This window comes from Streptomyces sp. A012304 (genome assembly GCF_026008495.1).
GTDB lineage: Bacteria > Actinomycetota > Actinomycetes > Streptomycetales > Streptomycetaceae > Streptomyces.
On record NZ_BQUN01000018.1, the window covers coordinates 11,409 to 34,959 of the forward strand.

Below are 23,551 nucleotides of genomic sequence, written 5' to 3' on the forward strand. Positions count from 1 at the left end.
GCGGGTGGGGCGGCCGCCCAGACTGTGGGCGTTTTTGCCCATCTCACGCATTGGACGAGCCGCGCCCATGCCCAGCACCACCGTCAAGGCTCCACAAGAGCCCGACGCCACCCTGTCCCACGGCCTCAAACAGCGCCATCTGTCGATGATCGCCCTCGGCGGCGTCATCGGCGCGGGTCTCTTCGTCGGTTCCGGCGCGGGCATCGCCGCCGCCGGTCCGTCGATCGTCCTCGCCTACGCCCTCTCCGGTCTCCTGGTGATGCTGGTGATGCGGATGCTGGGCGAGATGTCGGCCGCGTATCCCTCGTCGGGATCCTTCTCGGCGCACGCCGAGCGGGCGATCGGGCCGTGGGCGGGTTTCACCGCCGGCTGGTCGTTCTGGGTGCTGCTGTGCACGGCCGTCGGACTGGAGGGCATCGGCGCCGCGAAGATCGTCACGGGCTGGCTGCCGGGTACGCCGGAGTGGGCGTGGGTGGCGCTGTTCATGGTGGTGTTCTGCGGGGCGAACCTGGCCGCCGTGAAGAACTTCGGCGAGTTCGAGTTCTGGTTCGCGGCGCTGAAGGTCGGCGCGATCACGCTGTTCCTGGTGCTGGGTGTGCTGGCGATCGCCGGGGTCCTGCCGGGCAGCGACTCCCCCGGCGCCTCCCACCTGACCGACTTCCTGCCCAACGGCGGTGAGGGCCTGGTGGTGGGCCTGCTCGCCTCGGTCTTCGCCTACGGCGGTTTGGAGACCGTCACCATCGCGGCGGCCGAGTCGGAGAACCCGGTGCGCGGGGTGGCCAGCGCCGTGCGTACGGCGATGTGGCGGATCGCGCTGTTCTACATCGGCTCGATGGCGGTCGTCGTCACCCTCGTCCCCTGGGACTCCGAGGAGGTCGTGGAGAAGGGCCCGTACGTCGCCGCCCTCGACCAGCTCGGTATCCCGGGCGCCGGCCAGGTGATGAACGTGGTCGTCCTGGCCGCCCTGCTGTCCGCGATGAACGCCAACATCTACGGCTCCTCGCGGATCGCCTACTCGCTGGTGGAGCGGGGGCAGGGCCCCAGGGCGCTGGGCCGGGTGTCGGGCGGGGTGCCGAGGGTCGCCGTCCTCGCCTCCTGTGCCTTCGGCTTCGTCTGTGTGCTGCTGAGCTACTGGCGGCCCGACGACGTCTTCCCCTGGCTGCTGAACATGATCGGCGCGGTGATCCTCGTCGTGTGGATGTTCATCGCCGTCTCGCAGCTGCGGCTGCGCGGCCGGCTGGAGCGCGAGGCGCCCGAGAGGCTGGCAGTGCGGATGTGGGCGTTCCCGGTGCTGACGTGGGTCGCGCTGGCGGGCATGGTGGCGGTGTTCGTCCTGATGGCCCGGGAGCCCGACACGCGCGTGCAGCTGTACTCGACGGGCGGGATGACCCTGTTCCTGGCGGCCGTCGGATACGTCTGGCAGCGGGCGCGCGCCAAGGCCTGAGCCCCTCGCCGAGCCTGACGCAGGCCCCCACGTCGTCCGGATGTGGGGGCCTTCTTCTTGCCCGCGACCGAGATCTTGTTGCTAGCCTGCACTTGCAAGCTATTTGCAATAAGAGGTTCGGAAGGGAACCCGCCATGCCCGTCTACACGCTCCCCGAACTGCCCTACGACTACTCCGCGCTCGCGCCCGTGATCAGCCCGGAGATCGTCGAGCTGCACCACGACAAGCACCACGCGGCCTATGTGAAGGGCGCCAACGACACGCTGGAGCAGCTCGCGGAGGCGCGGGACAAGGAGCAGTGGGGGTCGATCAACGGCCTGGAGAAGAACCTGGCCTTCCACCTCTCCGGGCACATCCTGCACTCGATCTACTGGCACAACATGACCGGTGACGGCGGTGGCGAGCCGCTGGCGGCGGACGGCGTGGGCGAGCTGGCCGACGCCATCACGGAGTCCTTCGGCTCCTTCGCCGGCTTCAAGACGCAGCTGTCCAAGGCCGCGGCCACCACCCAGGGCTCGGGCTGGGGCGTCCTCGCCCACGAGCCGCTGAGCGGCCGTCTGATCGTCGAGCAGGTCTACGACCACCAGGGCAACGTCGGCCAGGGCGCCACCCCGATCCTCGTCTTCGACGCCTGGGAGCACGCCTTCTACCTCCAGTACAAGAACCAGAAGGTCGACTTCATCGAGGCGATGTGGCAGGTCGTCAACTGGCAGGACGTGGCCAGGCGCTACGCCGCCGCCAAGTCCCGCGCGGACGTGCTGCTGCCGGCCCCCTGAGGGCCCGCTGAACGTCCCGCCTCGTGATCGTCTTCTCACCTTTCACCCGGCGGGCGGATGGAAGGAGAGCCCCCGCCAGGACGTGACTGGCGGGGGCTCTCCCGTGCGGTGGGGCGGGGGCTCGGACTCAGGCTCCGGGTCTCCGGACCGTCGCGCTCACCTGTCCGGCGGTTTCACAGGTTGGTTCCCCGCGCGTGACGGGAGCCGGGGGCGGCCCGCGGGGGCATCATGGACGCCTTCCCGGCCCGTCGAGGCGCGTCCCGCGTCCCGCCGGCGGCCGCGGTCGTCCACCGAGGAGGCGTTGATGGCGTATGTGCGGTGCCCGAACTGCGACGACACCATGCAGGACTTCCGGAACCTGGAGAGCGGGCCGGAGAGCACGGCGGCCGAGCTGGCGCTGCGGCCGACGCTGAGGAAGAACGAGGTCTTCGTCGCGGCGGCCTACCAGCGGTGCGCGCGGGACGGCTGCCGTCGGGTGCAGCGCAAGGACAACTGGAAGGCCGGCGCCACCCTGCCGGAGGAGCTGTAGCCGGGATGGCGCCCGCCCGTCACAGGTTGCTGAAGTCCGGGCCCTTGGTGCGGGTGCGCTTGATCTCGTAGAAACCCGGGACGGAGGCGACCGCGAGGGTGCCGTCCCACAGGCGGGCGGCCTCCTCGCCCTGCGGGGCGGGGGTGACGACCGGGCCGAAGAAGGCGATCTGCTCGCCGTCGGGGCCGGGGACCGCGATGACCGGGGTGCCGACGTCCTGGCCGACCTTGTCTATGCCCTCCTTGTGGGAGGCGCGCAGCTCGGCGTCGAACTCGAAGTTCTCCTGTTCGGCGTAGTCGATCAGATCGGCCGGCAGTCCCGCGTCGGCGAGCGCGCCGGCGATGGCCTCCAGGGTGGGGCCCTCGCCGTTGTTGTGGAAGCGGGTGCCGAGCGCGGTGTACAGCGGGCCGAGGACGTCGGCGCCGTGCTTCTGCCAGGCGGCGGTCACCACGCGGACCGGCTTCCAGGCGTGCGTGGCGAGCATCTCCCGGTACTCCTCGGGCAGCTCGTCGAGCTTGTCCTCGTTGAGGACTGCGAGGCTCATCACGTGCCAGCGGACCTCGATGTCGCGGACCTTCTCGACCTCCAGCACCCAACGGGACGTCATCCAGGCCCAGGGGCACAGCGGGTCGAACCAGAAGTCGACGGGGGTCTTGCCGGCGGTGGAGGTCTCGGACATGGGTCTCCCTCGGAAGGCGGTCTTTCCCCGGCCAACACCCGCCCCGCCCGCCCCATTCCCGGCTGCCCGGCGTCAGGTGCGCATGGCAGGATCGGTCCTGATCAGCCGTCTCGACCAGCTATGAGGGAGTACCGCCCGTGCCCGGTGAGAACCTGTCCCGCGACGAGGCCCGGGAGCGGGCCGCCCTGCTGTCCGTCGACGGGTACGACGTGTCCCTCGACGTGCGGTCGGCGGTGGGCGAGTGGGCCGGGGAGGGGCCGCGCACCTTCCGCTCCGTCACCACGGTCCGCTTCCGCTGCAACGAGCCGGGCGCGTCGAGCTTCGCGGACCTCGTCGCGCCGAGTGTGACCGCCGTCACCCTCAACGGGCGGGATCTGGACCCGGGCGAGGTCTTCGACGGCTCCCGGATCCTGCTGGAGGACCTGGCCGCCGAGAACGAGCTGGTCGTCGACGCGCGGTGCGCCTACTCGCGCACCGGCGAGGGCCTGCACCGCTTCGTCGACCCGCAGGACGGCGAGATCTACCTGTACACGCAGTACGAGCCCGCCGACTCACGCCGGGTCTTCGCCAACTTCGAGCAGCCCGATCTCAAGGCGCCGTTCCGCTTCGAGGTGCGGGCGCCCGAGGAGTGGGTGGTGTGGAGCAACGGCGCCGGGGAGCGCGCGGACGGGGTGTGGCGGTTCGCGGAGACGAAGCCGATCTCGACGTACATCACCTGTGTGGTGGCGGGGCCGTACCACTACGTCACCGACTCCTACGAGCGGGTGTTCGAGGACGGGACGCGGCTGGAGATCCCGCTGGGCGCGCTGTGCCGCAAGGGCCTGGCGCCCCACTTCGACTCCGACGACGTCTTCCTGGTCACCAAGCAGGGCCTGGACTTCTTCCACGACCACTTCGACTACCCGTACCCCTTCGGGAAGTACGACCAGGCGTTCGTGCCGGAGTACAACCTGGGCGCGATGGAGAACCCGGGGCTGGTGACGTTCCGGGAGGAGTACATCTTCCGGGGCAAGGTGACGCGGGCGTCGTACGAGGCGCGGGCCAACGTGATCCTGCACGAGATGGCGCACATGTGGTTCGGCGACCTGGTCACCATGGAGTGGTGGGACGACCTGTGGCTGAAGGAGTCCTTCGCCGACTTCATGGGCTCCTTCTCGCTGGTGGGCGCGACGCGTTTCACCGACGGCTGGATCACCTTCGCCAACCGCCGCAAGGCCTGGGCCTACCGCGCCGACCAGCTGCCCTCCACGCACCCGATCACCGCCGACATCCGCGACCTTCAGGACGCCAAGCTCAACTTCGACGGCATCACCTACGCCAAGGGCGCCTCGGTGCTGAAGCAGCTGGTGGCGTACGTCGGCCAGGACGCGTTCCTGGAAGGCGCGAGGCGCTACTTCAAGCGGCACGCCTACGGCAACACCCGGCTCGGTGACCTGCTGTCGGTGCTGGCGGAGACCAGCGGGCGGGACATGGGCGCGTGGGCGCGGTCCTGGCTCCAGACGGCCGGGGTGAACGCGCTGACCCCGCAGGTACTGCTGGACGCCTCGGGCCGGATCAGTGAGCTGGCGGTGCTCCAGGAGGCGCCGGAGGAGCACCCCGAGCTGCGGCCGCACCGGATCGCGATCGGGCTGTACCGCCGGGAGGGGGGCCGGCTGGTGCGGTACGCGCGCACCGAGACGGACGTCGGCGGTCCGCGCACGGTCGTGGCGGAGCTGGCGGGCGCCGAGGCACCGGAGCTGGTCCTGGTCAACGACGAGGACCTGACGTACTGCAAGATCCGCTTCGACGAGACGTCGCTGCACACCCTGCGCGCGCACCTGGGTGACATCACCGACCCGCTCGCCCGCGCCCTGTGCTGGTCGGCGCTGTGGAACCTGACCCGGGACGCGCTGCTGCCCGCGCGGGACTTCATCGGGCTGGTGCTGAGGTTCGCGGGGCGCGAGTCGGACATCGGGGTGCTCCAGATGCTGCACGCGTGGGCGGAGTCGGCGCTGGTGCACTATGTGGCGCCGCCCCTGCGGAGGACCGGTGAGCGGCTGCTGGCCGAGGGCGCGCTGAAGGAGCTGCGGGCGTCCGCGCCGGGCAGCGAGCACCAGCTGGCCTGGGCGCGGTTCTTCGCGACGGCCGCGTCCTCCGAGGCCGACTTCGAGCTGCTCCAGGGCCTGCTGGACGGCACGGCGAAGATCGACGGGCTGGAGGTCGACCAGGAGCTGCGCTGGGCGTTCCTGGAGCCGCTGGCGGCCCACGGCCTCGCGGACGAGGGCGTCCTCGCGGCGGAACTGGCCCGTGACGACACGGCGTCCGGCAAGCGCCACCAGGTGCGCTGCCTGGCCGCCCGCCCGTCGGCGGCGGTCAAGGCACAGGCGTGGGCCCAGCTGGTGGAGTCCGACGCCCTGTCCAACGCCCTGGTGGAGGCGACGATCGCGGGCTTCAACCAGCCCTCGCAGCGGGAGCTGCTCGCGCCGTACGCGGAGAAGTACTTCGCCTCGATCGCGCACATCTGGTCGGAGCGTTCCATCCAGATCGCGATGAGCGTGGTCAAGGGCCTGTACCCCGCCCTCCAGGACTCCCCGGCGACGCTGGTGGAGACGGACGTCTGGCTGGCGGCCCACGAGTCGGCGCCCCCGGCGCTGCGCCGGCTGGTGCTGGAGGCGTGGGACGACCTGGCGCGGGGGCTGCGCGGACAGGCGTGTGACGCGAGGGCCGAGGCCGGCTGACACCTCTGGCCATGAATTCCGCCGTCGGTGACCGTTACGGAATTCAGTCGATCGCAACCGTAACCCCTGGCCCCCACCGGATGGACCAGGGGTTTTCGGCGCCTACTCGGCATCCGAACATCCGTCCTTTAGGGCTGGCTTGTCCGGATTTGTCGACAGGCGTGTAACAGCGGTTACGGGGCGGATCGGGGGCGGGAATCTCCGGGACATGAACCACAACACGCCGCTCCCCCCGGCCTCCCCCCGCCCCGTGTGCCACCTGTCGGACGTGCACCGCCGTGTCATGACGGCGGCCCAGCTGCGCTCGCACGGCGTCTCGCCCGCCGAGACGAGCGAGCAGTGCCGTCCCGGCGGGCCCTGGCAGCAGATCCTGCCGGGTGTGCACCTGCTGCACCCGGGGCCACCGACCAGCGAGGAGCGGCTGCACGCGGTGCTGCTGTACGCGGCGCGCGAGGTGTCGACGCCCGGGGTTCCGGTCCAGCCCGGCGCCGGGCGGCCGCACCGGCCGGTGTACACGGAGGCGATGATCACCGGCCTGGCGGCACTGACCCTGCACGGTTTCACCTCCTCCCCCGCGCTGCTCTCCCTGGAGCGGATCGACGTCCTGGTCCCCCGGTCGCGCCGGCTGCGCTCCACGGGCTGCGCGCACGTCGTGCGCACCTCGGCCCTGCCGGAGCCGGAGCAGGCCACCGGGGTGCCGGTGGCGCCGGTGCCGCGCGCGCTGGCCGACGCGGTGGCCCGGCTGACGGACGCGAGGACGGTACGGCGGCTGCTGTCGGAGGCGGTGCGCGGCAGACACTGCGAACCGGCGGCGGTCGTACGGGCGTTGACCGACGCGAAGCTGCTGAGCCGGCCGCACGTGGTGGACGCGGTGGACTCCCTGCTCGCCGAGGGCCGGGCGATCGCGGAGGACCGCCTGTACACGATGGTCCGCGAGTACGGCCTGCCCGACCCGGTGTGGAACGTGGACCTGCGCCTGCCGGGCGGTCCCCACCTGGGCGGCCTGGACGCCTACTGGCCGGAGCAGGCGGTGGCGGTCGAGCTGGACACCCGCGCCCCGCGCCAGGACGAGGACGCGCTGTGGTCGGAGTACGCCCGCAAGCGTGAGCACCTGGAGCGGCTGGGCATCACGGTCGTGTACCTCACGCCGAGGAAGCTGCGGGAGGCCATGGAACAGCAGGCGACGGTGGTGCGGACGGCGCTGATGGCGTCGGGCGACCGCGAGCCGGCCGCGCATGTCGTGGTGCTGCCCCGGTAGTGACAGACCGGGGCGGCGCCAGGAGGGGAGAGGAGGGGCCACGGGTGACACCCGCCGGCCCCTCCTCGCGTGCCCGCTTCCGACAGGCCGGCCGGCGTGCGGCGCCGGGGACTCACGGCTGCCGCGGCACCGACACCCGCCCGCTCACCGGCCGCTCCCGCCACAGCTCCAGCGCGATGTCGATCAGCCGTACCCGGGTCAGGGCGGGCACCGCGGACAGGTCGTGCCAGGCGGCCAGGTCGGTGGAACCGTCGACCTCGTTGCGCAGCTCACCCCCGACGACCCGGCCCTCGTAGACGATCCGCAGGCCGTGGTGGTCGACGGGGCCGCGCAGGCCCTCGCGGCGGAAGGTATGACGGGAGGAGTCCAGGCCGAGCAGCCCGGTCACCTCGATCCGGTAGCCGGTCTCCTCCTCCAGCTCCCGCACGACGGTGTCGTGGGGATCCTCACCGTGCTCCATGCCGCCGCCGGGCAGCACCCACTCCCGGCCACCGTCGGCGGTGGGCGAGCGGGCCAGCAGGATCCGGTCGTCCTGGACACACACGGCGTAGGCCGCCACCCTCAACTTCTCGCGCACACAGGGACGTTAACCCGTCAGGCCGGAATCGGCAGGGAAAACCGAGGCGCCCTGGTGGGCGTATGGCCCACTGGAGACTCACTTACCGCCCTTACACCCTCATGTCCCTTTTGTTCATAGCGGGTTTTCCCCATACATGCATATCGATTCGGTCAACCTTCCCCAAACATCTGCCCCTTAGGCAAAGCTGTGCGGTCGTCCGGGATCATATTCCGGACTCACGCGATCAAGGCAGGAACGGCCCCGGTCGCGTGACGCTCGTTCCTTTACCACCAAGGGATGCCGATGACCCACACCCCCCAGCGCGAACCGATACCGGTGACCAGACGAGCGGCCCGCATAGCCGTGGCCGCCGGCCTGGTGGCCGCGCTGTCCGCGGCCGGGCCGATACCCATGGTCTTCGCGGCCGACGAGACCCCGGCCGCCGCCGACCCGGGGCTGAAGTCCTCCGCCGACAAGCTCGGCGCCGACGACGCCGACCTCCTGGCCGACGCCAAGGCCGCCGGTGACAAGAACGTCACCCTGATGGTCGCGACCGCTCCCGGCAAGACCGAGCAGGTCGCCGAGGAGCTCGACGCGGTCAAGGGCGGTTCCGTGGGCCGCTCCTACGACAAGCTCGGCTACGTCCGCGCCACCGTCCCGACCGGCCAGGCGGACTCCGTCATCGCCGCCGCCACCAAGCTGTCCTCGGTGCACGCCATCGACCTGCGCCAGGAGATCGTCCTCGACGACCCGACGCCGGCCGCGGACACCGCGAAGGGCGCACAGGCCGGCGCGACCACGAAGACCTACCCCGCGCCGAACAAGAAGACCCCGGCCAAGAACCCGTACAACCCGTCCTTCGAGACGGGCGCCGTGGAATTCGTCGAGGACCACCCGAAGGCGGACGGCCGCGGCATCACCATCGGCGTCCTCGACTCCGGCGTGGACCTCGCGCACCCCGCGCTGCAGAAGACCACCACCGGCGAGCGCAAGATCGTCGACTGGGTCACCTCGACCGACCCGCTCACCGACGGCGACGGCAGCTGGCGCGCGATGGTGAACTCGGTCTCCGGGCCCTCCTTCGCCTACGGCGGCCGCACCTGGACCGCGCCCGCCGGCGCCTACTCCATCAACCTCTTCCGCGAGTCGGCCACCGCGGCCGGCGACGCCCAGGGCGACGTCAACCGCGACGGCGACACCACCGACGCCTGGGGCGTGCTCTACGACGCGGCCGCCGGCACCGTCACCGTCGACGTCAACGCCAACGGCGACTTCACCGACGACAAGCCGATGAAGCCGTACAAGAACGGCTTCCAGATCGGCTACTTCGGCACCGACAACCCGGCGACCGACGTCGCCGAGCGGCAGCCGTTCGTCGTGGAGATCCGCAAGGACGTCCCGATGGACCCGCTGGGCGGCGACTGGGTCGGCAAGAAGGCCGACTTCGCCAACATCGGCCTCATCTCCAGCGAGCACGGCACGCACGTCGCCGGCATCACCGCCGCCAACGGCCTGTTCGGCGGCAAGATGAACGGCGCCGCCCCCGGCGCGAAGATCGTCTCATCCCGCGCCTGCGAGTTCGGCCCCGGCTGCTCCAACGTCGCGCTCACCGAGGGCATGATCGACCTCGTCGCCAACCGCGGCGTCGACATCGTCAACATGTCGATCGGCGGCCTGCCCGGCCTGAACGACGGCAACAACGCGCGCGCCGAGCTGTACACGCGCCTCATCGACACCTACGGCGTGCAGCTCGTGATCTCCGCGGGCAACGAGGGCCCCGGCGCCAACACCATCGGCGACCCCGGCCTGGCCGACAAGGTCATCTCCGTGGGCGCGGCCATCTCCAAGGAGACCTGGGCCGCCAACTACGGCTCCGAGGTGAAGAAGAAGTACGCGCTGCTGCCCTTCTCCTCGCGCGGCCCGCGTGAGGACGGCGGCTTCACGCCGACCCTGGTCGCCCCGGGCGCCGCGGTCAACACCATCCAGACGTGGCTGCCGGGCGCCCCGATCGCCGAGGCCGGCTACAGCCTGCCGGCCGGCTACGCCATGCTCCAGGGCACCTCGATGTCCTCCCCGCAGGCCGCCGGTGCCTCCGCGCTGCTGCTGAGCGCCGCCAAGCAGAAGGGCATCGAGCTCACGCCCCTCACCCTGCGCACGGCGCTCACCTCGACCGCCAAGCACATCAAGGGCGTGCAGGCCTACGAGGAGGGCGCGGGCGCGATGGACATCGTGGCCGCCTGGGACGCCATCAAGGACGGCGCCACCGCCCACGACTACACCGTCAAGGCCCCCGTCGACACCGTGCTCGACTCCGCGCTGAAGACGCCGGGCTTCGGTACCGGCATCTACGACCGCGAGGGCGGCCTGAAGGCCGGTCAGAAGAAGACGTACGACGTCACGATCACCCGTACGTCCGGCGCCGACAAGGCGATCCGCCACGAGCTGAGCCTGGAGAACAACGCGGCCGGCACCTTCAAGATCCTCGGCTCCGACGAGGTGAAGCTGCCGCTGAACAAGCCGGTGACCGTCAAGGTCCAGGCCGCGCCGAAGTCCGCCGGCATCAAGAGCGTGATCCTGGAGGCCGACGACCCGAAGACCGAGGGCGTCGACAAGCAGATCCTCAACACGGTCGTCGTCTCGACTCCCGTCGCGCACACCTTCACCGCGAAGAACACCGTGCAGCGCAACAGCTCGCAGCACTACTTCGTGACCGTGCCCGAGGGCGCCAAGTCGCTGGAGGTCGCGATCGGCGGGCTGAAGGACAAGAGCCAGACCCGGTTCATCTCCATCCACCCGTACGGTGTCGCGCTCGACGACAGCTCCACCATCAAGTGCTACAACAACTACCTCGGCGGCAACGGCTGCCGGCCCGACGCCCGGTCGTACCTCGACCCGCAGCCCGGCGTCTGGGAGATCGAGGTCGAGTCGCGCCGCACCTCCCCGCTGCTCGACAACCCCTACAAGCTGGACGTCACCGTGTTCGGCGCGGCCTTCGACCCGGAGACCGTGACCGTGCCCGAGGCGAAGGTCGGGCAGCCGACCGCCGTCTCCTGGAAGGTGACGAACAACCTCGCCGCCGTCGACGGCAAGCTGGTGGGCAGCCCGCTCGGCTCCGCCAAGACGGCCCGTCCGACCATCAAGGACCAGGAGACCCAGACCACCACGGTCGAGGTCCCCGCGGGCGCCAAGTCGCTGGACGTCGCCATCGGCAACGTCTCCGACGCCTCCGCCGACCTGGACCTGACGGTCTACGACGCCAACGGCGAGCCCGTCGCGCAGTCCGCCGACGGTGACTCGGAGGAGTCGGTCTCCATCCCGTCGCCGGCCGCCGGCACGTACACCATCGAGGTCGTCGGCTACGCGGTCCCGGCCGGCACCACCGCCTACGACTACCGGGACGTGTTCTTCTCCTCCGCGCTCGGCACCGTCTCCGTCGACGGCACCACGCCGGTGAAGCTGGCCACGGGCGCCTCGGCGGCGGTCTCCGCGACCGTCACCGCCGCGGCCCCCGCTCCCGAGGGCCGGGCCTTCTTCGGCCAGGTCGAGCTGGTGAACGCGCGCGGCACCGTCGCGGGCGTCGGCAGCGTGGCCATCGAGAAGGTCACCCCGTAGCACCTCGGTGCCCCGGGTGGGGCGGGCGTCCGTACGGCGGACGCCCGCCCCTTCCTCATTGTTCGCAGGCCGTGCCGCCCGCCTCCGGCAGCGCCCGGGCCAGCGCCGCCCGCTCGGCGGCGATGTCCGCCTCACCGACCGCCCACAGGTCCGGGGTGGCCGAGCCCCGCGGCAGCGCGACCAGGACGTGGTCGCCCTTCGCCACCAGCGGGTCCATGCCCTCCTCCAGCACGAAGTCGACGTCGGGCCGCGCGGGCCGCTCCGGCTTGTACGAGCGGGTGACGTGCAGGGTGACCCGCTCCTGGCCGGTGCCGGCCACCGGATCGACGTCCGTCACCTCGCCCTCGACGACCAGGCGGACGCAGGCGAGATAGCCGGGGTCGGCGAGCGGGCTGGTGGCGTCCGCGCCGCCCCGCGACGCCGTCTCGTCGGTGGCCCCGCTCTTGGCGGAGTCAGCGGACACACCGACGCCGGACACGCCCTGCCCCACCTGGACGACCAGCCATCCGGCCCCGGCGACCAGCGCGCCGGCGGCGGCGATCCCGACGGTGCGCAGGGCCGCCGGCCGCAGACGGCGCCGGGGCGGCCGTACGGGAACGGGCTCGGCGGCGGGGGGCCGCGCGGTCAGGGCGTCCGCGACGATCCCGAGCTGTTCCCGCAGCAGGGCGACGTCGGCCGCCGCCGCGCGGTGCCCGGCCAGATAGCCCGCGTCGGCGCGGGCCTCCTCGGACAGGGGGGCGTCCAGGACCGCGGCCATCAGGGGGTCCATGCCGTCGTATGTGACGTGGCCGTCGGGCGTGGCGGGGCCGTCCTGCGCGGCGTGGGCGCCGTGGCCGTCCGGCGTGGCGGGGCCGTCGTAGGCGCCGTGGCCGTCGGGGGTCTCGTGTTCGTCGTGTCCGGCGGGCATGTCACACCACCTCGTCCTCGTGCAGGCGGGCGCGCAGGGCCCGGACCGCCGTGTGCAGGCGGCTCTTGACCGTGCCCTCCGGGACGCCGAGCTCGTCGGCGATCGAGCGCACCGGCAGATCGGCGTAGAACCGCAGGACGACGACCTGGCGCTGGGCGTCGGGCAGCGCGTCCAGGCCCCGGGCGACGGCCACCGACAGCACGCTGGTGTCCTCGCCGGAGGGGTGCTCGTGCTGGCGCAGCGAGGCCAGCCGCTCGCCCAGGCGTTCCTGGCGGCGCTTGGCCCGGTGCCAGTCCATGGCGAGGTTGGAGGCCACGACCGCCGCCCACGCGGAGACGTCACGCGGCGCCTCCTGCCCCTTCGCCGCCCGCTCCAGCAGCCGCAGGCGGACCTGCTGTACCCCGTCCAGCAGGTCCGCCTGCGGTACACCGCCGAGCGCGAGCACCGCCCGCACCCGCCGTTCCTGCGCCGCGTCCAGTGGATCGCCGTGGCCGTCCCCCTGGGCGCGGCGGGCCGTTCTGCGCAGCACAGCCACCCCTCCCCTCGCCGCGTTACTCCTACGACGACGTGACGCGCGGAAACGTTCGGCGCGAGCGCGGAAAAGTTCCGCAGAGGCGTACGTCACACCTCGCGGCGCGGCAGCACAGCTTGCGGCAGGGGGTGCCCGACGGGCTAATTCCTCCAGCTCAGCGGGGTTGGGGACCGCAGTTCCGCAACCGTCGGCGGTGGTGGCGTGTCCCACACCTCGGGCATGGCGTCCAAAGAATTGGACAGGTTGCCAGGGGTCGGCCGCATGATGGAAAGGCCTCGGCCAGGCAATGCGTACGTAACGAGACAGAGGGAGTCGCCGTGAGGGTCGGAATCGTCGGAGCCACCGGTCAGGTCGGCACGGTCATGCGCAGCATCCTCAAGGAGCGGAACTTCCCGGTCACCGAGCTGCGCCTGTTCGCCTCGGCCCGCTCCGCGGGGACGGTCCTGGACGGTGTGACGGTGGAGGACGCGGCGACCGCCGACTACACCGGCCTGGACATCGTCCTGTTCTCCGCCGGCGGCGCGACCTCCCGGGCGCTGGCCGAGAAGGTGGCGTCCCAGGGCCCGGTCGTGATCGACAACTCGTCGGCGTGGCGCAAGGACCCCGAGGTGCCGCTGGTGGTGTCCGAGGTGAACCCGCACGCGATCGCCCACCGCCCCAAGGGCATCATCGCCAACCCGAACTGCACGACGATGGCCGCGATGCCGGTCCTGAAGGTGCTGCACGCCGAGGCGGGCCTGGAGGCCCTCGTCGTCGCCACCTACCAGGCGGTGTCCGGCTCGGGCCTCGCGGGCGTCGCGGAGCTGCACGGCCAGGTGCAGAAGGTCGTCGCCGACGCCGACCGGCTCACCCACGACGGCGAGGCGATCGACTTCCCCGAGCCGCAGGTCTACAAGCGGCCCATCGCCTTCAACGTGCTGCCCTTCGCCGGAAACCTCGTCGACGACGGCCTGAACGAGACCGACGAGGAGCAGAAGCTCCGCAACGAGTCCCGCAAGATCCTGGAGATCCCCGACCTGAAGGTCTCCGGCACCTGCGTGCGCGTCCCGGTCTTCTCCGGCCACTCCCTCCAGGTCAACGCCCGCTTCGCCCGCCCGATCAGCCCCGAGCGCGCGACCGAGCTGCTGTCCTCGGCCGAAGGTGTCGTCCTCACCGACATCCCCACCCCGCTCCAGGCGGCCGGCAAGGACCCGTCCTACGTGGGCCGCATCCGCAAGGACGAGACCGTCGACAACGGCCTCGCCCTGTTCATCTCCAACGACAACCTCCGCAAGGGCGCCGCGCTGAACGCGGTGCAGATCGCGGAGCTGGTGGCGGCCGAGCTGAAGGGCTGACCCAGGCCGGCTAGTCCCTGCGGACCTCGTAGAGGAAGCATCCGTACTCGACGGCCCGGACGTGGACGAGTGCCACGACCGGGTCGTCGAACGCTTCCCGGAAGGCCTTCTCGAAGCCCTCCGGCGAGGGGTCCTCGACGAGGCGTCCGCCCAGGATGCGGCCGTCGGCGGAGTACCGGCGGACGGTGCGGTGCACTCCGGTGAAGGGCAGCGTGCCGTCGGCCGGGGCCGGGCAGGGGCCGGCGTGGACGAAGACGGGGCCCTGTTCGTCGTAGGCGCCCGGGTCGCTGCCCGTCTCGGCCGCCCAGCGGCGCAGGGGAGCGTAGGACACGAGGGCGAGCCGCTCCCCGGGGGCGCTGCGGCGCAGGCAGCAGCGCAGGGGGTCGCCGCCCTCCGCCTCGGTGAAGGGGGTCGTGCGGCGGCCGGCGTCGTCGGTGACGCGGAGTTCCGCCAGGGCCCCTGGTGCGATGGGGCGTGCGGTGTACGTGGTGGTGATCATGCACCCCAGAGTCGCGTGCGCCGTCCCGGACCTCCGGCGGGATCCGGACGTCGTACTCGGATCCGGCTCGCCGGTCCCGGCCGTGGAGACGGCGTCGGACACGGCCTCGGACATGGCCTCGGACACGGCAGGGGCGCCCGGTGTCGCACCGGGCGCCCCGTCGCCGTACGGCCTGTCGGCGGCTCGCGGTTACCGCGCGTCCGCCGCCTGGGCCTTCAGGGCGCGCTCCACGCCCGAGCGGGACTCGGAGACGAGGCGGCGCAGGGCCGCGTTCGGCTCGGCGGAGGTCAGCCAGGCGTCGGTCTTGCGCAGGGTCTCCTCGGAGACCTGGACCGCCGGGTAGAGGCCGACCGCGATCTGCTGGGCGATCTCGTGCGAGCGTGAGTCCCAGATGTCCTTGACGACGTCGAAGTACTTGTCCGTGTACGACGCGAGCAGCTCACGCTGGTCGGTCTGGACGAAGCCGCTGATGACGGCCTCCTGGACGGCGTTGGGCAGCTTGTCGGACTCCACGACCTGCGCCCAGGCCTCCGCCTTGGCCTCCGGCGTCGGGCGGGCGGCCCGGGCGGTCGCCGCGTGGCGCTCGCCGGCGGCCGTCTTGTCCCGCTCGTACTCGCCGGCGATCTCCGTCTCGTCGAACCGGCCGACGGCCGCGAGCCGCTGCACGAACGCCCAGCGCAGCTCGGTGTCGACGACGAGCCCCTCGATGGTCTGCGAGCCGTCCAGCAGCCCTTCGAGGAGGTCGAGCTGCTCGGGGGTGCGGGCGGTGGCCGCGAACGCCCGCGCCCACGCCAGCTGGTGGTCGCCGCCGGCCTCGGCCGCGCGCAGGTGGGCCAGCGTGGCGTCGGTCCAGCGGGTCAGCAGGGCCTCGCGGGCGGCCGGGTCGGCGTACAGGTCGATGGCGAGCTTGACCTGCCGGTGCAGCGACTGGACCACACCGATGTCGGACTCCTTGCCGATGCCGGACAGCACCAGCGAGAGGTAGTCGCGGGTGGGCAGTTCGGCGTCGCGGGTCATGTCCCAGGCCGACGCCCAGCACAGGGCGCGCGGCAGGGACGCCTCGAAGTCACCGAGGTGCTCGGTGACGAACGCGAGGGACTTCTCGTCGAGGCGGACCTTGGCGTACGACAGGTCGTCGTCGTTGAGCAGGACGACGTCCGGGCGGCGCCGGCCGACCAGCTGCGGTACGGCGGTCAGCTCGCCGTCGACGTCCAGCTCGACACGGTCGTCCCGGACCAGCTTGCCGCTGTCGCCGTCGAGGTCGTAGAGGCCGACGGCGATGCGGTGCGGGCGCAGGGTGGGCTGGCCCTTGGCGCCCGCGGGCAGGGCGGGGGCCTCCTGGCGGATCGCGAAGGAGGTGATGACGCCGTGCTCGTCGGTCTCGATCTCCGGGCGCAGCACGTTGATGCCGGCCGTCTCCAGCCACGCCTTCGACCAGGCCTTCAGATCACGCCCGGAGGTCTCCTCCAGGGCGCCGAGCAGGTCGGACAGCCGGGTGTTGCCGTAGGCGTGGCGCTTGAAGTAGGCCTGGACGCCCGTGAAGAACGCGTCCATGCCGACGTACGCGACGAGCTGCTTCAGGACGGACGCGCCCTTGGCGTAGGTGATGCCGTCGAAGTTGACGAGCACGTCGTCGAGGTCGCGGATCTCGGCCATGATCGGGTGGGTGGACGGCAGCTGGTCCTGCCGGTACGCCCACGTCTTCATGGAGTTGGCGAAGGTGGTCCAGGAGTGCGGCCAGCGGCTGTCGGGCGCGTAGGCCTGGCAGGCGATGGAGGTGTAGGTGGCGAACGACTCGTTCAGCCACAGGTCGTTCCACCACTCCATGGTGACCAGGTCGCCGAACCACATGTGGGCCAGCTCGTGCAGGATGGTCTCCGCGCGCAGCTCGTACGCCGCGTCGGTCACCTTCGACCGGAACACGTACTGGTCGCGGATGGTGACGGCGCCGGCGTTCTCCATCGCGCCCGCGTTGAACTCCGGCACGAACAGCTGGTCGTACTTCTTGAACGGGTACTGGTAGTCGAACTTCTCCTGGAACCAGTCGAAGCCCTGCCGGGTCACCTCGAAGATCGCGTCCGAGTCGAGGAACTCGGCGAGGGAGGGACGGCAGTAGATGCCCAGCGGCACGCTCTGCCCGTCCTTCTCGTACACGCTGTGCACGGAGTGGTACGGGCCGACGATGAGCGCCGTGATGTACGACGAGATGCGCGGCGTCGGCTCGAAGACCCAGACGTCGTCCTTCGGTTCGGGCGTCGGGGAGTTGGAGACGACGGTCCAGCCGTTCGGCGCCTTCACGGTGAACTGGAAAGTGGCCTTCAGGTCGGGCTGCTCGAACGAGGCGAAGACCCGGCGGGCGTCGGGCACCTCGAACTGTGTGTACAGGTAGGCCTGTTGGTCGACCGGGTCGACGAACCGGTGCAGACCCTCACCGGTGTTGGTGTAGGCGCAGTCGGCGACGACGCGCAGGATGTTGCGGCCCTGGAGAAGCTCCGGAAGCGCGATGCGGGAGTCCTTGAACACCTCGGCCGGGTCGAGGTCGTCCCCGTTGAGCGTCACCTCGTGGACGGTCGGAGCCACCAGGTCGATGAAGGACGCGGCGCCGTTCTCCACCACGTCGAAGCGCACCGTGGTCACGGACCGGTAGGTACCGCCCTCCTGCGCGCCGGAGAGGTCGAGATCGATCTCGTACGAGTCAACGGTGAGCAGCTTCGCCCGCTGCTGCGCCTCTTCGCGAGTCAGGTTTGTGCCAGGCACGCGGTCATCTCCTCGATTTGAGTGGGTTGCGCCATCCTTCCACGGGACCACCGCGTTGGGCGACGACCGGGGTCCCGGGTCGGGGCCGCCGCCTGGACACCGCCGACATGACCGACACCGCTCGGCAGACTTGCCGACAGCTACGGATGCTGTGTCAGGGGGGCACGGAATGAACGGCCCTGACGCCGGCACGGCCGGCACGAAGTGTCGGGATCCGAAGTGTCCAGATTCGCCGTGTGACGCAGCCCACCTTCACGGGCCGATGGCTCCAGCCGTCTTCCCCGGTCATACCAGCGACCATTTCCGGCACGGACAGACGGGACACCGCCGACATGACCGACACCACCAAGGGCCCTGCCAGCTACTTCCCTTCCATCGAGAAGAAGTACGGTCGCCCGATCGCGGAGTGGAAGGACCTCATCCGCTCCTCGCCCCTCACCAAGCACATGGAGCTGGTGAACTGGCTCAAGAGCGAGCACGGTCTGGGGCACGGCCACGCCAACGCCCTCGTCGCGGACACCCTCAAAGCGTCTTGACCGTGCCTCCGTCGATGACGTAGTCGGCGCCGGTGATGTTGCCGGCGACGTCGGACAGGAGGAAGGCGATCAAGGAGGCCACTTCCCGGGGTTCGGTGAGGCGGCCGGTGGTGATGCCGAAGGCCTGCGGGATCTGCCGGAGGAACGCGGCGTGTTCCGCTCCGGCTGCGGCCGCCACCTTGCCGCCGAAGCCGTCGGGGTCCTCCCAGATGGAGGTGCGGACCACTCCGGGGGAGACGGTGTTCACGCGCACACCCTGGGGCCCGAACTCCTCGGCCAGGGACTTGCCCAGCGCGGCGAGGGCCGCCTTGGCCGCGCTGTAGGCGACGGGGCCGGCGGCGGGCAGCCGGGAGTTGACGGACGAGACGTTGACGATCGCCCCGCGGCGCTCGATCAGGCTGGGCAGGGCCGTAGGAGGTCGGGCAGAGGGCCTTCAGCGGGTGCGGCTCGGATCGAGCGGATCAGAGGGAGTCGACGGTCACTGATCCGGGGGTTCGATCACAGGGAGTCGATCAGCGCGTCGATCACGCGGGTGAGCCGGTCAGGGCCTTCGGCGACCCGCGCGGTGAGCCGCAGGCCGACGACCGTGTTCAGCAGCAGGCTGCCCAGCGCGGCGGGGTCGCGGTCGGGCGGGATCTCCCCCGCGCGCTGCCCTTCCTCGATCAGCGCGCGGAAGGCACCCTCGGTGCGGTCGAACATGCGCTGGACGAGGTCGGTCGCCGTCTTGTCCGTTCCGGCGAGCTCCGCCGCCGTGTTGACGGCCATGCAGCCCCGGCGGTCCGGATCGGCGAGATCCATCTCGACGAGAAACTCCAGCGTCCTGCGCAGACGCGGCTTGACCGGGCCGGCCCCCTCCAGCATCTCCGTCAGGGCGACGGCCTGACTGTCGCGATAGCGACGGAGCGCCCGCTCGAACAAGGCGTGCTTGCTGCCGAAGCTGTTGTAGAGACTGCCCTTGCCGATACCGAGGGCATCGACCAGGTCCTGGGGGGTGGTTCTGGCGTATCCCTTCCGCCAGAACACCTCCATGGCCTGCTCGACGGCGGCGTCCGGATCGAATTGCCTGGGCCTTCCCATGGCCGAACCATACCAAAATTCTGGACCTTGAGGTCAAGAATCTCGCGCCGCTCACTTATGCTGGCGTGCATGACAAAGCCATCGCCTGTTCTGGAGCGACTGCGGGTCGAGCACGCGGAGGCCCTGCTGGTGTTCGAGCGGGAGAACCGCGCCTACTTCTCCCGCACCATTCCCGACCGGGGCGACGCGTACTTCGCCGAGTTCGCCGCGCAACTCCAGGCGCGCCTCGCCGAGCAGGAGGCGGGCACGTGCCACTTCCATGTGGTCGTCGACCAGGACGGGGAGTTGATCGGCCGCGTCAATCTCGTGGACGTCGAGGACGGCTGCGCCGAGCTGGGCTACCGGATCGGTGAGCGCGCGGCGGGTCGGGGTGTCGCGACGGCCGCGGTCGGCGACGTCTGCCGGCTGGCCGCCGCGGAGTACGGACTCTCGGCGCTCACCGCCATGACGACGCTCGACAACCCGGCGTCCAGGACCGTGCTGGAGCACAACGGGTTCACGGCCGTGGGCGACATCCACATCGACGGGCGGCCCGGCCTGCGGTACCGACGCCCGCTCGACGGGATCCGCGCGTAGGGCGGGGGCGCGGCGGCCTCGGCCCCCGCGCGTCCCGCGTGGCCATGTCGGCGCCCGGGTGCGCACGACAGTCCGATCGAGGTCGGCATGAATGGTCGTACCGGCCCATCGGCAGCGGCCGCGCTACGAGCGGATCCGGATCGGGTGACCGAGGACTCGGCGGCGCGGCGCCCGGGATCCGTCCCGCCCGCGGCGGGGGGCGGGTCAGGCGCCGGCCTTGGCCTTCTCGCCCTTGATCGTGATGTTGGAGCTGGTGGGGTCCTGGCGGTCCTTGGAACGGTCGAGCACCCAGACCAGGCCGAAGATGACCGCGAACAGCGCGATCGGGGCCACCACGAAGAGGCCCAGCGTCTCGATGACGCTCAGGCCCGGGCCGGGGTCGTCGCCGTCGTCGCGGGTCAGCGCGAGCGCGGGGGACGACATGAGCAGCATCATCAGCGTCGTACCGGCCGCCAGGGTGCCGGCGCGCAGGGCGTTCTTCTTGTCCACGGTGCCAAAGTTAGCGAACGACGGTGAGCTGCGCTCGGGCGGGGTGGCCTGTACCGGCCGATGTCACCGGCCACCCGCGCCGCCGAGGTCCCGCAGTACGTCGATCAGCGCCCGCACCCTGGGCGAGGCCGCCAGCTCCTCCAGCGTCACCGGACGGCCCTGCGCGTCCGCGATCGGCAGGCGCCAGTTCGGGTACTGGTCCCATGTGCCGGGGAGGTTCTGCGGGCGGCGGTCGCCGGTGCCGTCCGGGAGCCAGACGCCGATCATGCGGGCGGGGGTGCGCAGCAGGAAGCGGTGGACGGCCTGGATCCCGGCCTCCTCGGAGGAGGTGTCGCCGCCTCCGCCGGTGCCCGGGAGGAGGCCGAGGCGGGCGAGCAGTTCCAGCCACTCCGCGGTGTCGGCGGCGGCCTCGGCGCGTTCCTCCTCCAAGGGGCGGGTGAGCAGCCCGAGGCGGTCGCGGAGCTCGACGTGTTCGCCGGTGAGGCGGGCGGCGGTGGACGGCAGGTCGTGGGTGGTGGCGGTGGCGAGGCAGTCGGCGCGCCAGCGGTCGGGAGGCAGGGGGCGGCCGTCGCCGTCCCAGTCGCGTTCGAACCACAGGACGGACGTGCCGAGCACGCCGCGTTCGCGCAGTGCCTCGCGCACGCCCGGCTCGACGGTGCCCAGGTCCTCGCCGATCACCACGGCGCCCGCCCGGGAGGCCTCCAGGACGAGGACGGCGAGCATGGCCTCGGCGTCGTGACGGACGTAGGTGCCCTCGGTGGGCGGTTCGCCCTCGGGGATCCACCACAGGCGGAACAGGCCCATGACGTGGTCGATGCGCAGGGCGCCGGCGTGCCGGAACAGGGTGCGCAGCAGGTGGCGGAACGGCGCGTAGCCGGACGCGGCGAGCCGGTCGGGGCGCCACGGGGGCAGGCCCCAGTCCTGTCCGCGCGCGTTGAAGGCGTCGGGGGGTGCGCCGACCGACATGCCGGCCGCGAAGTACTCCTGCTGGGCCCAGGCGTCGGCGCCGCCGGGGTGCACGCCGACGGCGAGGTCGTGAACGATCCCGAGGGGCATGCCGGCCTCGCGGGCGGCGCGCTGGGCGGCGGTGAGCTGGTCCTCGGTGAGCCAGGCGAGGCGCGACCAGAAGTCCACCCGGTCCATCAGCGCGGCCCGCGCGCGGGCGGTGTCCGCCGAGCGGGGGTCGCGCAGCCCCTCCGGCCAGCGGTGCCAGTCGGAGCCGTGCACCTCGGCGAGCGCGCACCAGGTGGCGTGGTCCTCCAGCGCCTCGCCCTCCTGGGCGAGGAAGTCGCAGTACGCGGCGCGCCGGCCGGGGCCGAGCGGCACGCGCGCGACCATCTCCAGCGCCTCCTGCTTCAGCCGCCACACCGCGTCCCGGTCGATGAGCGCGCCCTTGTCCAGCACGGTCTCGCGCAGCCGCCCGGCCCGCTCCAGCAGCGCCCGGACGCGGCCGGGCTCGTCGACGTACGGGAATTCGGGGACGTCCTCGACGCGCAGGTGCACCGGGTCGGGGAAGCGGCGCGAGGACGGCCGGTACGGGGAGGGGTCGGTGGGGGTGCCGGGCACGGCCGCGTGGAGGGGGTTCACCTGCACGAACCCGGCGCCGAGCGCCCGCCCGGCCCAGGTGGCCAGCTCGGTCAGGTCCCCGAGGTCCCCCATGCCCCAGGAACGCCGGGACAGGAGGGAGTAGAGCTGGACGAGGAGCCCGTACGAGCGTCCCGTGGGGGTGGGCAGCCGGGGCGGGGCGACGATCAGACGGGCGTCGTCGGTGCGGCCGTCGGGGGCGGTGACGGTCAGGCGGTGGACGCCGGGCGGGAGCCCCTCGGCGGACGCGCGGGTCTCGCCCTGCTCGGTCTCGACCAGCAGCCGGGTGCCGCCGGGGAGCGCGGTCAGGGCGTCCGAGGGGCTGTCGCTCCAGCACACCACGGTCGGTGGCAGCAGCCGCTCGCTCAGCTCCCGCTCCCGGGCGGCCAGCGCGGCCCGTACGGCCCGCGGCGTGCCCGCGTCGACACCCAGGGCGGCCAGGGCGCGCGTGACGGCGGTGGCCGAGGCGGTGACCGTACGGTCCGGGGAGGGCTGGTAGGAGACGGCTACGCCGTGCAGGGCGGCGAGGCGGGTCAGTGCCTCGTCGGGAGCTGCGGCCGGCCGGGGTGCGGTCATCTAGGGCCTCGTGACGTCGGGGTCCGCGGCGGCGAGCGGCGGCTCGCTGGTGAGGGGTTCGGCGTAGGGCAGCGGCGGCTCGCTGGTCAGCGGAGCCTCGGCGCAGGTTCCCTCCGCGCTGAACACACGGATGTGGGGTTCTTCGAGGTCGGCGGTCGCTGCCGCCGGGCGTTTGGAGCGGGCCGGGAGCACGAGATGGGCCGATGCGGCCACGGTGGCCTCCTTCTGTCGTACGGACTCTGACGGGTTACCGCAGCCCTACCCAGTGGGCGCGACCGCAGACGTCCGGAAGGCGGACCACACGCATCTCGTCACATTCCTCACCTGAAAAAACCAAATAAAGCGGGGCAATCATGTCATGTCGATCGTGATGGGCGGGAGCGCGTGAACCGTTCGCGCCGGGTCGTCCGACAGAAGGGGTGTGAGACTGTTCCGCCCCATGAGGGGCCACGGGGAGGGCGACACGGACGCGGCGCTGCTGCGGGCCGTCGCCGACGGGGACACGGCGGCGCTGGAGTCCCTCTACGACCGGCACGCCGGCTGGCTGCACGCGCGGCTGACCCGGCGCTGCGCCGATCCGGAGGTGGTGCGCGAGGTCGTCCAGGACACCTTCGTGGCGGTGTGGCGTTCGGCGTCCGGGCACGGCGGCGGGGAGGCCGGCGGCTGGCTGTGGACCATCGCCGCCCGGCGTCTCGTCGACGCGCGGCGGGCGCGGGAGCGGGCCGGACGGATCGAGACGGCGCCGATGGACACCGCGCGCGTGGAGCGGGCGCCCGCGGCGGTGCTGCCGTCCGCCGAGGAGCGGGTGCTGGCCGGGCTGGAGTTCGGCGACGTCGGCACCGCCCTCGACCGGATCTCGCCCGAACTGCGGGAGGTGCTGCGCGCGACCGTCGTGGACGGGCTCACCACCCGGGAGACGGCACGGCTGCTCGGCATCCCCGAGGGCACGGTCAAGACCCGCGCGATGCGCGCCCGCGCCGAACTGCGCGCGGCGCTCGACCGGTTGAGTCCGACCCCGGCGGGAGGCCCGGCATGAACACGACCCACTGGCACGCGTCGGACGACCTGGTCGCCCGGTACGCCGACGGTTCCCTGCCGGAGGCGGACGCG

General features: G+C 71.8%; 20 protein-coding genes and 1 pseudogene. 10 read left to right on the plus strand and 11 right to left on the minus strand.

Annotated elements, in window-relative coordinates; genetic code table 11:
• Positions 1-67 precede the first annotated feature (67 nt).
• The 3 genes from ALMP_RS05450 to ALMP_RS05460 all read left to right on the plus strand — a co-directional run bounded on the left by ALMP_RS05450 (position 68) and on the right by ALMP_RS05460 (position 2,749).
• A complete protein-coding gene (locus ALMP_RS05450) occupies positions 68-1,444 on the plus strand; it encodes an amino acid permease (protein WP_264925058.1) in 1,377 nt (458 codons plus the stop codon).
• A gap of 134 nt (positions 1,445-1,578) precedes the next feature.
• Positions 1,579-2,220, plus strand: coding sequence for a superoxide dismutase (locus ALMP_RS05455; protein WP_264925059.1), 642 nt, complete (start codon positions 1,579-1,581; stop codon positions 2,218-2,220).
• Positions 2,221-2,524: 304 nt separating this feature from the next.
• Positions 2,525-2,749 carry a hypothetical protein gene (locus ALMP_RS05460; protein ID WP_264925060.1) on the plus strand — a complete coding sequence of 75 codons (225 nt, stop codon included), beginning with the start codon at positions 2,525-2,527 and terminating at the stop codon, positions 2,747-2,749.
• A gap of 19 nt (positions 2,750-2,768) precedes the next feature.
• Here the strand turns inward: ALMP_RS05460 and ALMP_RS05465 are convergent, their stop codons facing one another.
• Positions 2,769-3,428, minus strand: coding sequence for a DsbA family protein (locus tag ALMP_RS05465; RefSeq protein WP_264925061.1), 660 nt, complete (start codon positions 3,426-3,428; stop codon positions 2,769-2,771).
• 137 nt (positions 3,429-3,565) lie between these two features.
• Between ALMP_RS05465 and pepN (ALMP_RS05470) the strand changes: the two genes are divergently transcribed.
• Positions 3,566-6,145 (plus strand): aminopeptidase N, encoded by a 2,580-nt coding sequence (pepN, locus tag ALMP_RS05470; protein WP_264925062.1) that lies wholly within the window; start codon positions 3,566-3,568, stop codon positions 6,143-6,145.
• A gap of 208 nt (positions 6,146-6,353) precedes the next feature.
• Positions 6,354-7,403 (plus strand): hypothetical protein, encoded by a 1,050-nt coding sequence (locus tag ALMP_RS05475; RefSeq protein WP_264925063.1) that lies wholly within the window; start codon positions 6,354-6,356, stop codon positions 7,401-7,403.
• A 112-nt stretch (positions 7,404-7,515) separates the two neighbouring features.
• Here ALMP_RS05475 and ALMP_RS05480 read toward each other — a convergent pair whose 3' ends face one another.
• Positions 7,516-7,980, minus strand: a complete 465-nt coding sequence (locus tag ALMP_RS05480; RefSeq protein WP_264925064.1) for an NUDIX hydrolase — start codon at positions 7,978-7,980, stop codon at positions 7,516-7,518.
• Between the two features lie 285 nt (positions 7,981-8,265).
• On the opposite strand from ALMP_RS05480, the gene ALMP_RS05485 reads away from it, so the two are divergent.
• Complete coding sequence (locus ALMP_RS05485; RefSeq protein ID WP_264925065.1) at positions 8,266-11,574, plus strand: S8 family serine peptidase; 3,309 nt, start codon at positions 8,266-8,268, stop codon at positions 11,572-11,574.
• A 55-nt stretch (positions 11,575-11,629) separates the two neighbouring features.
• On the opposite strand, the gene ALMP_RS05490 is transcribed toward ALMP_RS05485, so the two are convergent.
• Positions 11,630-12,481, minus strand: coding sequence for a hypothetical protein (locus ALMP_RS05490; protein ID WP_264925066.1), 852 nt, complete (start codon positions 12,479-12,481; stop codon positions 11,630-11,632).
• Between the two features lies 1 nt (position 12,482).
• On the minus strand, positions 12,483-13,016 hold the full coding sequence (locus tag ALMP_RS05495) for an RNA polymerase sigma factor (protein WP_264925067.1): 534 nt from the start codon (positions 13,014-13,016) through the stop codon (positions 12,483-12,485).
• 314 nt (positions 13,017-13,330) lie between these two features.
• Here ALMP_RS05495 and ALMP_RS05500 point away from each other — a divergent pair, with 314 nt between their 5' ends.
• Entirely contained in the window at positions 13,331-14,347 is a 1,017-nt protein-coding gene (locus ALMP_RS05500) for an aspartate-semialdehyde dehydrogenase (protein ID WP_264925068.1), read from the plus strand.
• A 10-nt stretch (positions 14,348-14,357) separates the two neighbouring features.
• Here the strand turns inward: ALMP_RS05500 and ALMP_RS05505 are convergent, their stop codons facing one another.
• Positions 14,358-14,846 (minus strand): DUF1203 domain-containing protein, encoded by a 489-nt coding sequence (locus tag ALMP_RS05505; protein WP_264925069.1) that lies wholly within the window; start codon positions 14,844-14,846, stop codon positions 14,358-14,360.
• Positions 14,847-15,035: 189 nt separating this feature from the next.
• Entirely contained in the window at positions 15,036-17,603 is a 2,568-nt protein-coding gene (pepN, locus tag ALMP_RS05510; protein WP_264925070.1) for an aminopeptidase N, read from the minus strand.
• 332 nt (positions 17,604-17,935) lie between these two features.
• Here pepN (ALMP_RS05510) and ALMP_RS05515 point away from each other — a divergent pair, with 332 nt between their 5' ends.
• Entirely contained in the window at positions 17,936-18,139 is a 204-nt protein-coding gene (locus tag ALMP_RS05515) for a DUF4287 domain-containing protein (protein WP_264925071.1), read from the plus strand.
• On the opposite strand, the pseudogene ALMP_RS05520 reads toward ALMP_RS05515, so the two are convergent.
• Both ALMP_RS05520 and ALMP_RS05525 read right to left on the minus strand, forming a co-directional pair.
• A pseudogene (locus ALMP_RS05520) lies at positions 18,126-18,548 on the minus strand (SDR family oxidoreductase); the annotation flags it as partial. The gene ALMP_RS05515 and the pseudogene ALMP_RS05520 sit on opposite strands and share 14 nt — an antisense overlap.
• A gap of 89 nt (positions 18,549-18,637) precedes the next feature.
• Positions 18,638-19,216 (minus strand): TetR/AcrR family transcriptional regulator, encoded by a 579-nt coding sequence (locus ALMP_RS05525; RefSeq protein WP_264925072.1) that lies wholly within the window; start codon positions 19,214-19,216, stop codon positions 18,638-18,640.
• A gap of 69 nt (positions 19,217-19,285) precedes the next feature.
• On the opposite strand from ALMP_RS05525, the gene ALMP_RS05530 reads away from it, so the two are divergent.
• Complete coding sequence (locus ALMP_RS05530) at positions 19,286-19,792, plus strand: GNAT family N-acetyltransferase (protein WP_264925073.1); 507 nt, start codon at positions 19,286-19,288, stop codon at positions 19,790-19,792.
• 204 nt (positions 19,793-19,996) lie between these two features.
• On the opposite strand, the gene ALMP_RS05535 is transcribed toward ALMP_RS05530, so the two are convergent.
• The 3 genes from ALMP_RS05535 to ALMP_RS05545 form a co-directional block, all read right to left on the minus strand.
• Positions 19,997-20,281, minus strand: coding sequence for a hypothetical protein (locus tag ALMP_RS05535; RefSeq protein ID WP_264925074.1), 285 nt, complete (start codon positions 20,279-20,281; stop codon positions 19,997-19,999).
• Between the two features lie 63 nt (positions 20,282-20,344).
• Positions 20,345-22,441 carry a 4-alpha-glucanotransferase gene (malQ, locus tag ALMP_RS05540; protein WP_264925075.1) on the minus strand — a complete coding sequence of 699 codons (2,097 nt, stop codon included), beginning with the start codon at positions 22,439-22,441 and terminating at the stop codon, positions 20,345-20,347.
• A complete protein-coding gene (locus tag ALMP_RS05545; protein ID WP_264925076.1) occupies positions 22,442-22,654 on the minus strand; it encodes a hypothetical protein in 213 nt (70 codons plus the stop codon).
• Positions 22,655-22,880: 226 nt separating this feature from the next.
• On the opposite strand from ALMP_RS05545, the gene ALMP_RS05550 reads away from it, so the two are divergent.
• Positions 22,881-23,477: an RNA polymerase sigma factor gene (locus ALMP_RS05550; RefSeq protein ID WP_264925077.1), complete on the plus strand. Its 597-nt coding sequence runs from the start codon at positions 22,881-22,883 to the stop codon at positions 23,475-23,477.
• Positions 23,478-23,551: the final 74 nt, after the last annotated feature.

Coding starts and splice junctions, on each gene's coding strand:
- ALMP_RS05515 (WP_264925071.1), top strand. CDS start 17,936: ATGACCGACACCACCAAGGGCCCTGCCAGCTACTTCCCTTCCATCGAG.
- ALMP_RS05550 (WP_264925077.1), top strand. CDS start 22,881: ATGAGGGGCCACGGGGAGGGCGACACGGACGCGGCGCTGCTGCGGGCC.
- ALMP_RS05490 (WP_264925066.1), bottom strand. CDS start 12,481: ATGCCCGCCGGACACGACGAACACGAGACCCCCGACGGCCACGGCGCC.
- ALMP_RS05475 (WP_264925063.1), top strand. CDS start 6,354: ATGAACCACAACACGCCGCTCCCCCCGGCCTCCCCCCGCCCCGTGTGC.
- ALMP_RS05530 (WP_264925073.1), top strand. CDS start 19,286: ATGACAAAGCCATCGCCTGTTCTGGAGCGACTGCGGGTCGAGCACGCG.
- ALMP_RS05450 (WP_264925058.1), top strand. CDS start 68: ATGCCCAGCACCACCGTCAAGGCTCCACAAGAGCCCGACGCCACCCTG.
- ALMP_RS05525 (WP_264925072.1), bottom strand. CDS start 19,216: ATGGGAAGGCCCAGGCAATTCGATCCGGACGCCGCCGTCGAGCAGGCC.
- ALMP_RS05485 (WP_264925065.1), top strand. CDS start 8,266: ATGACCCACACCCCCCAGCGCGAACCGATACCGGTGACCAGACGAGCG.
- ALMP_RS05460 (WP_264925060.1), top strand. CDS start 2,525: ATGGCGTATGTGCGGTGCCCGAACTGCGACGACACCATGCAGGACTTC.
- malQ (WP_264925075.1), bottom strand. CDS start 22,441: ATGACCGCACCCCGGCCGGCCGCAGCTCCCGACGAGGCACTGACCCGC.
- ALMP_RS05455 (WP_264925059.1), top strand. CDS start 1,579: ATGCCCGTCTACACGCTCCCCGAACTGCCCTACGACTACTCCGCGCTC.
- ALMP_RS05465 (WP_264925061.1), bottom strand. CDS start 3,428: ATGTCCGAGACCTCCACCGCCGGCAAGACCCCCGTCGACTTCTGGTTC.
- ALMP_RS05505 (WP_264925069.1), bottom strand. CDS start 14,846: ATGATCACCACCACGTACACCGCACGCCCCATCGCACCAGGGGCCCTG.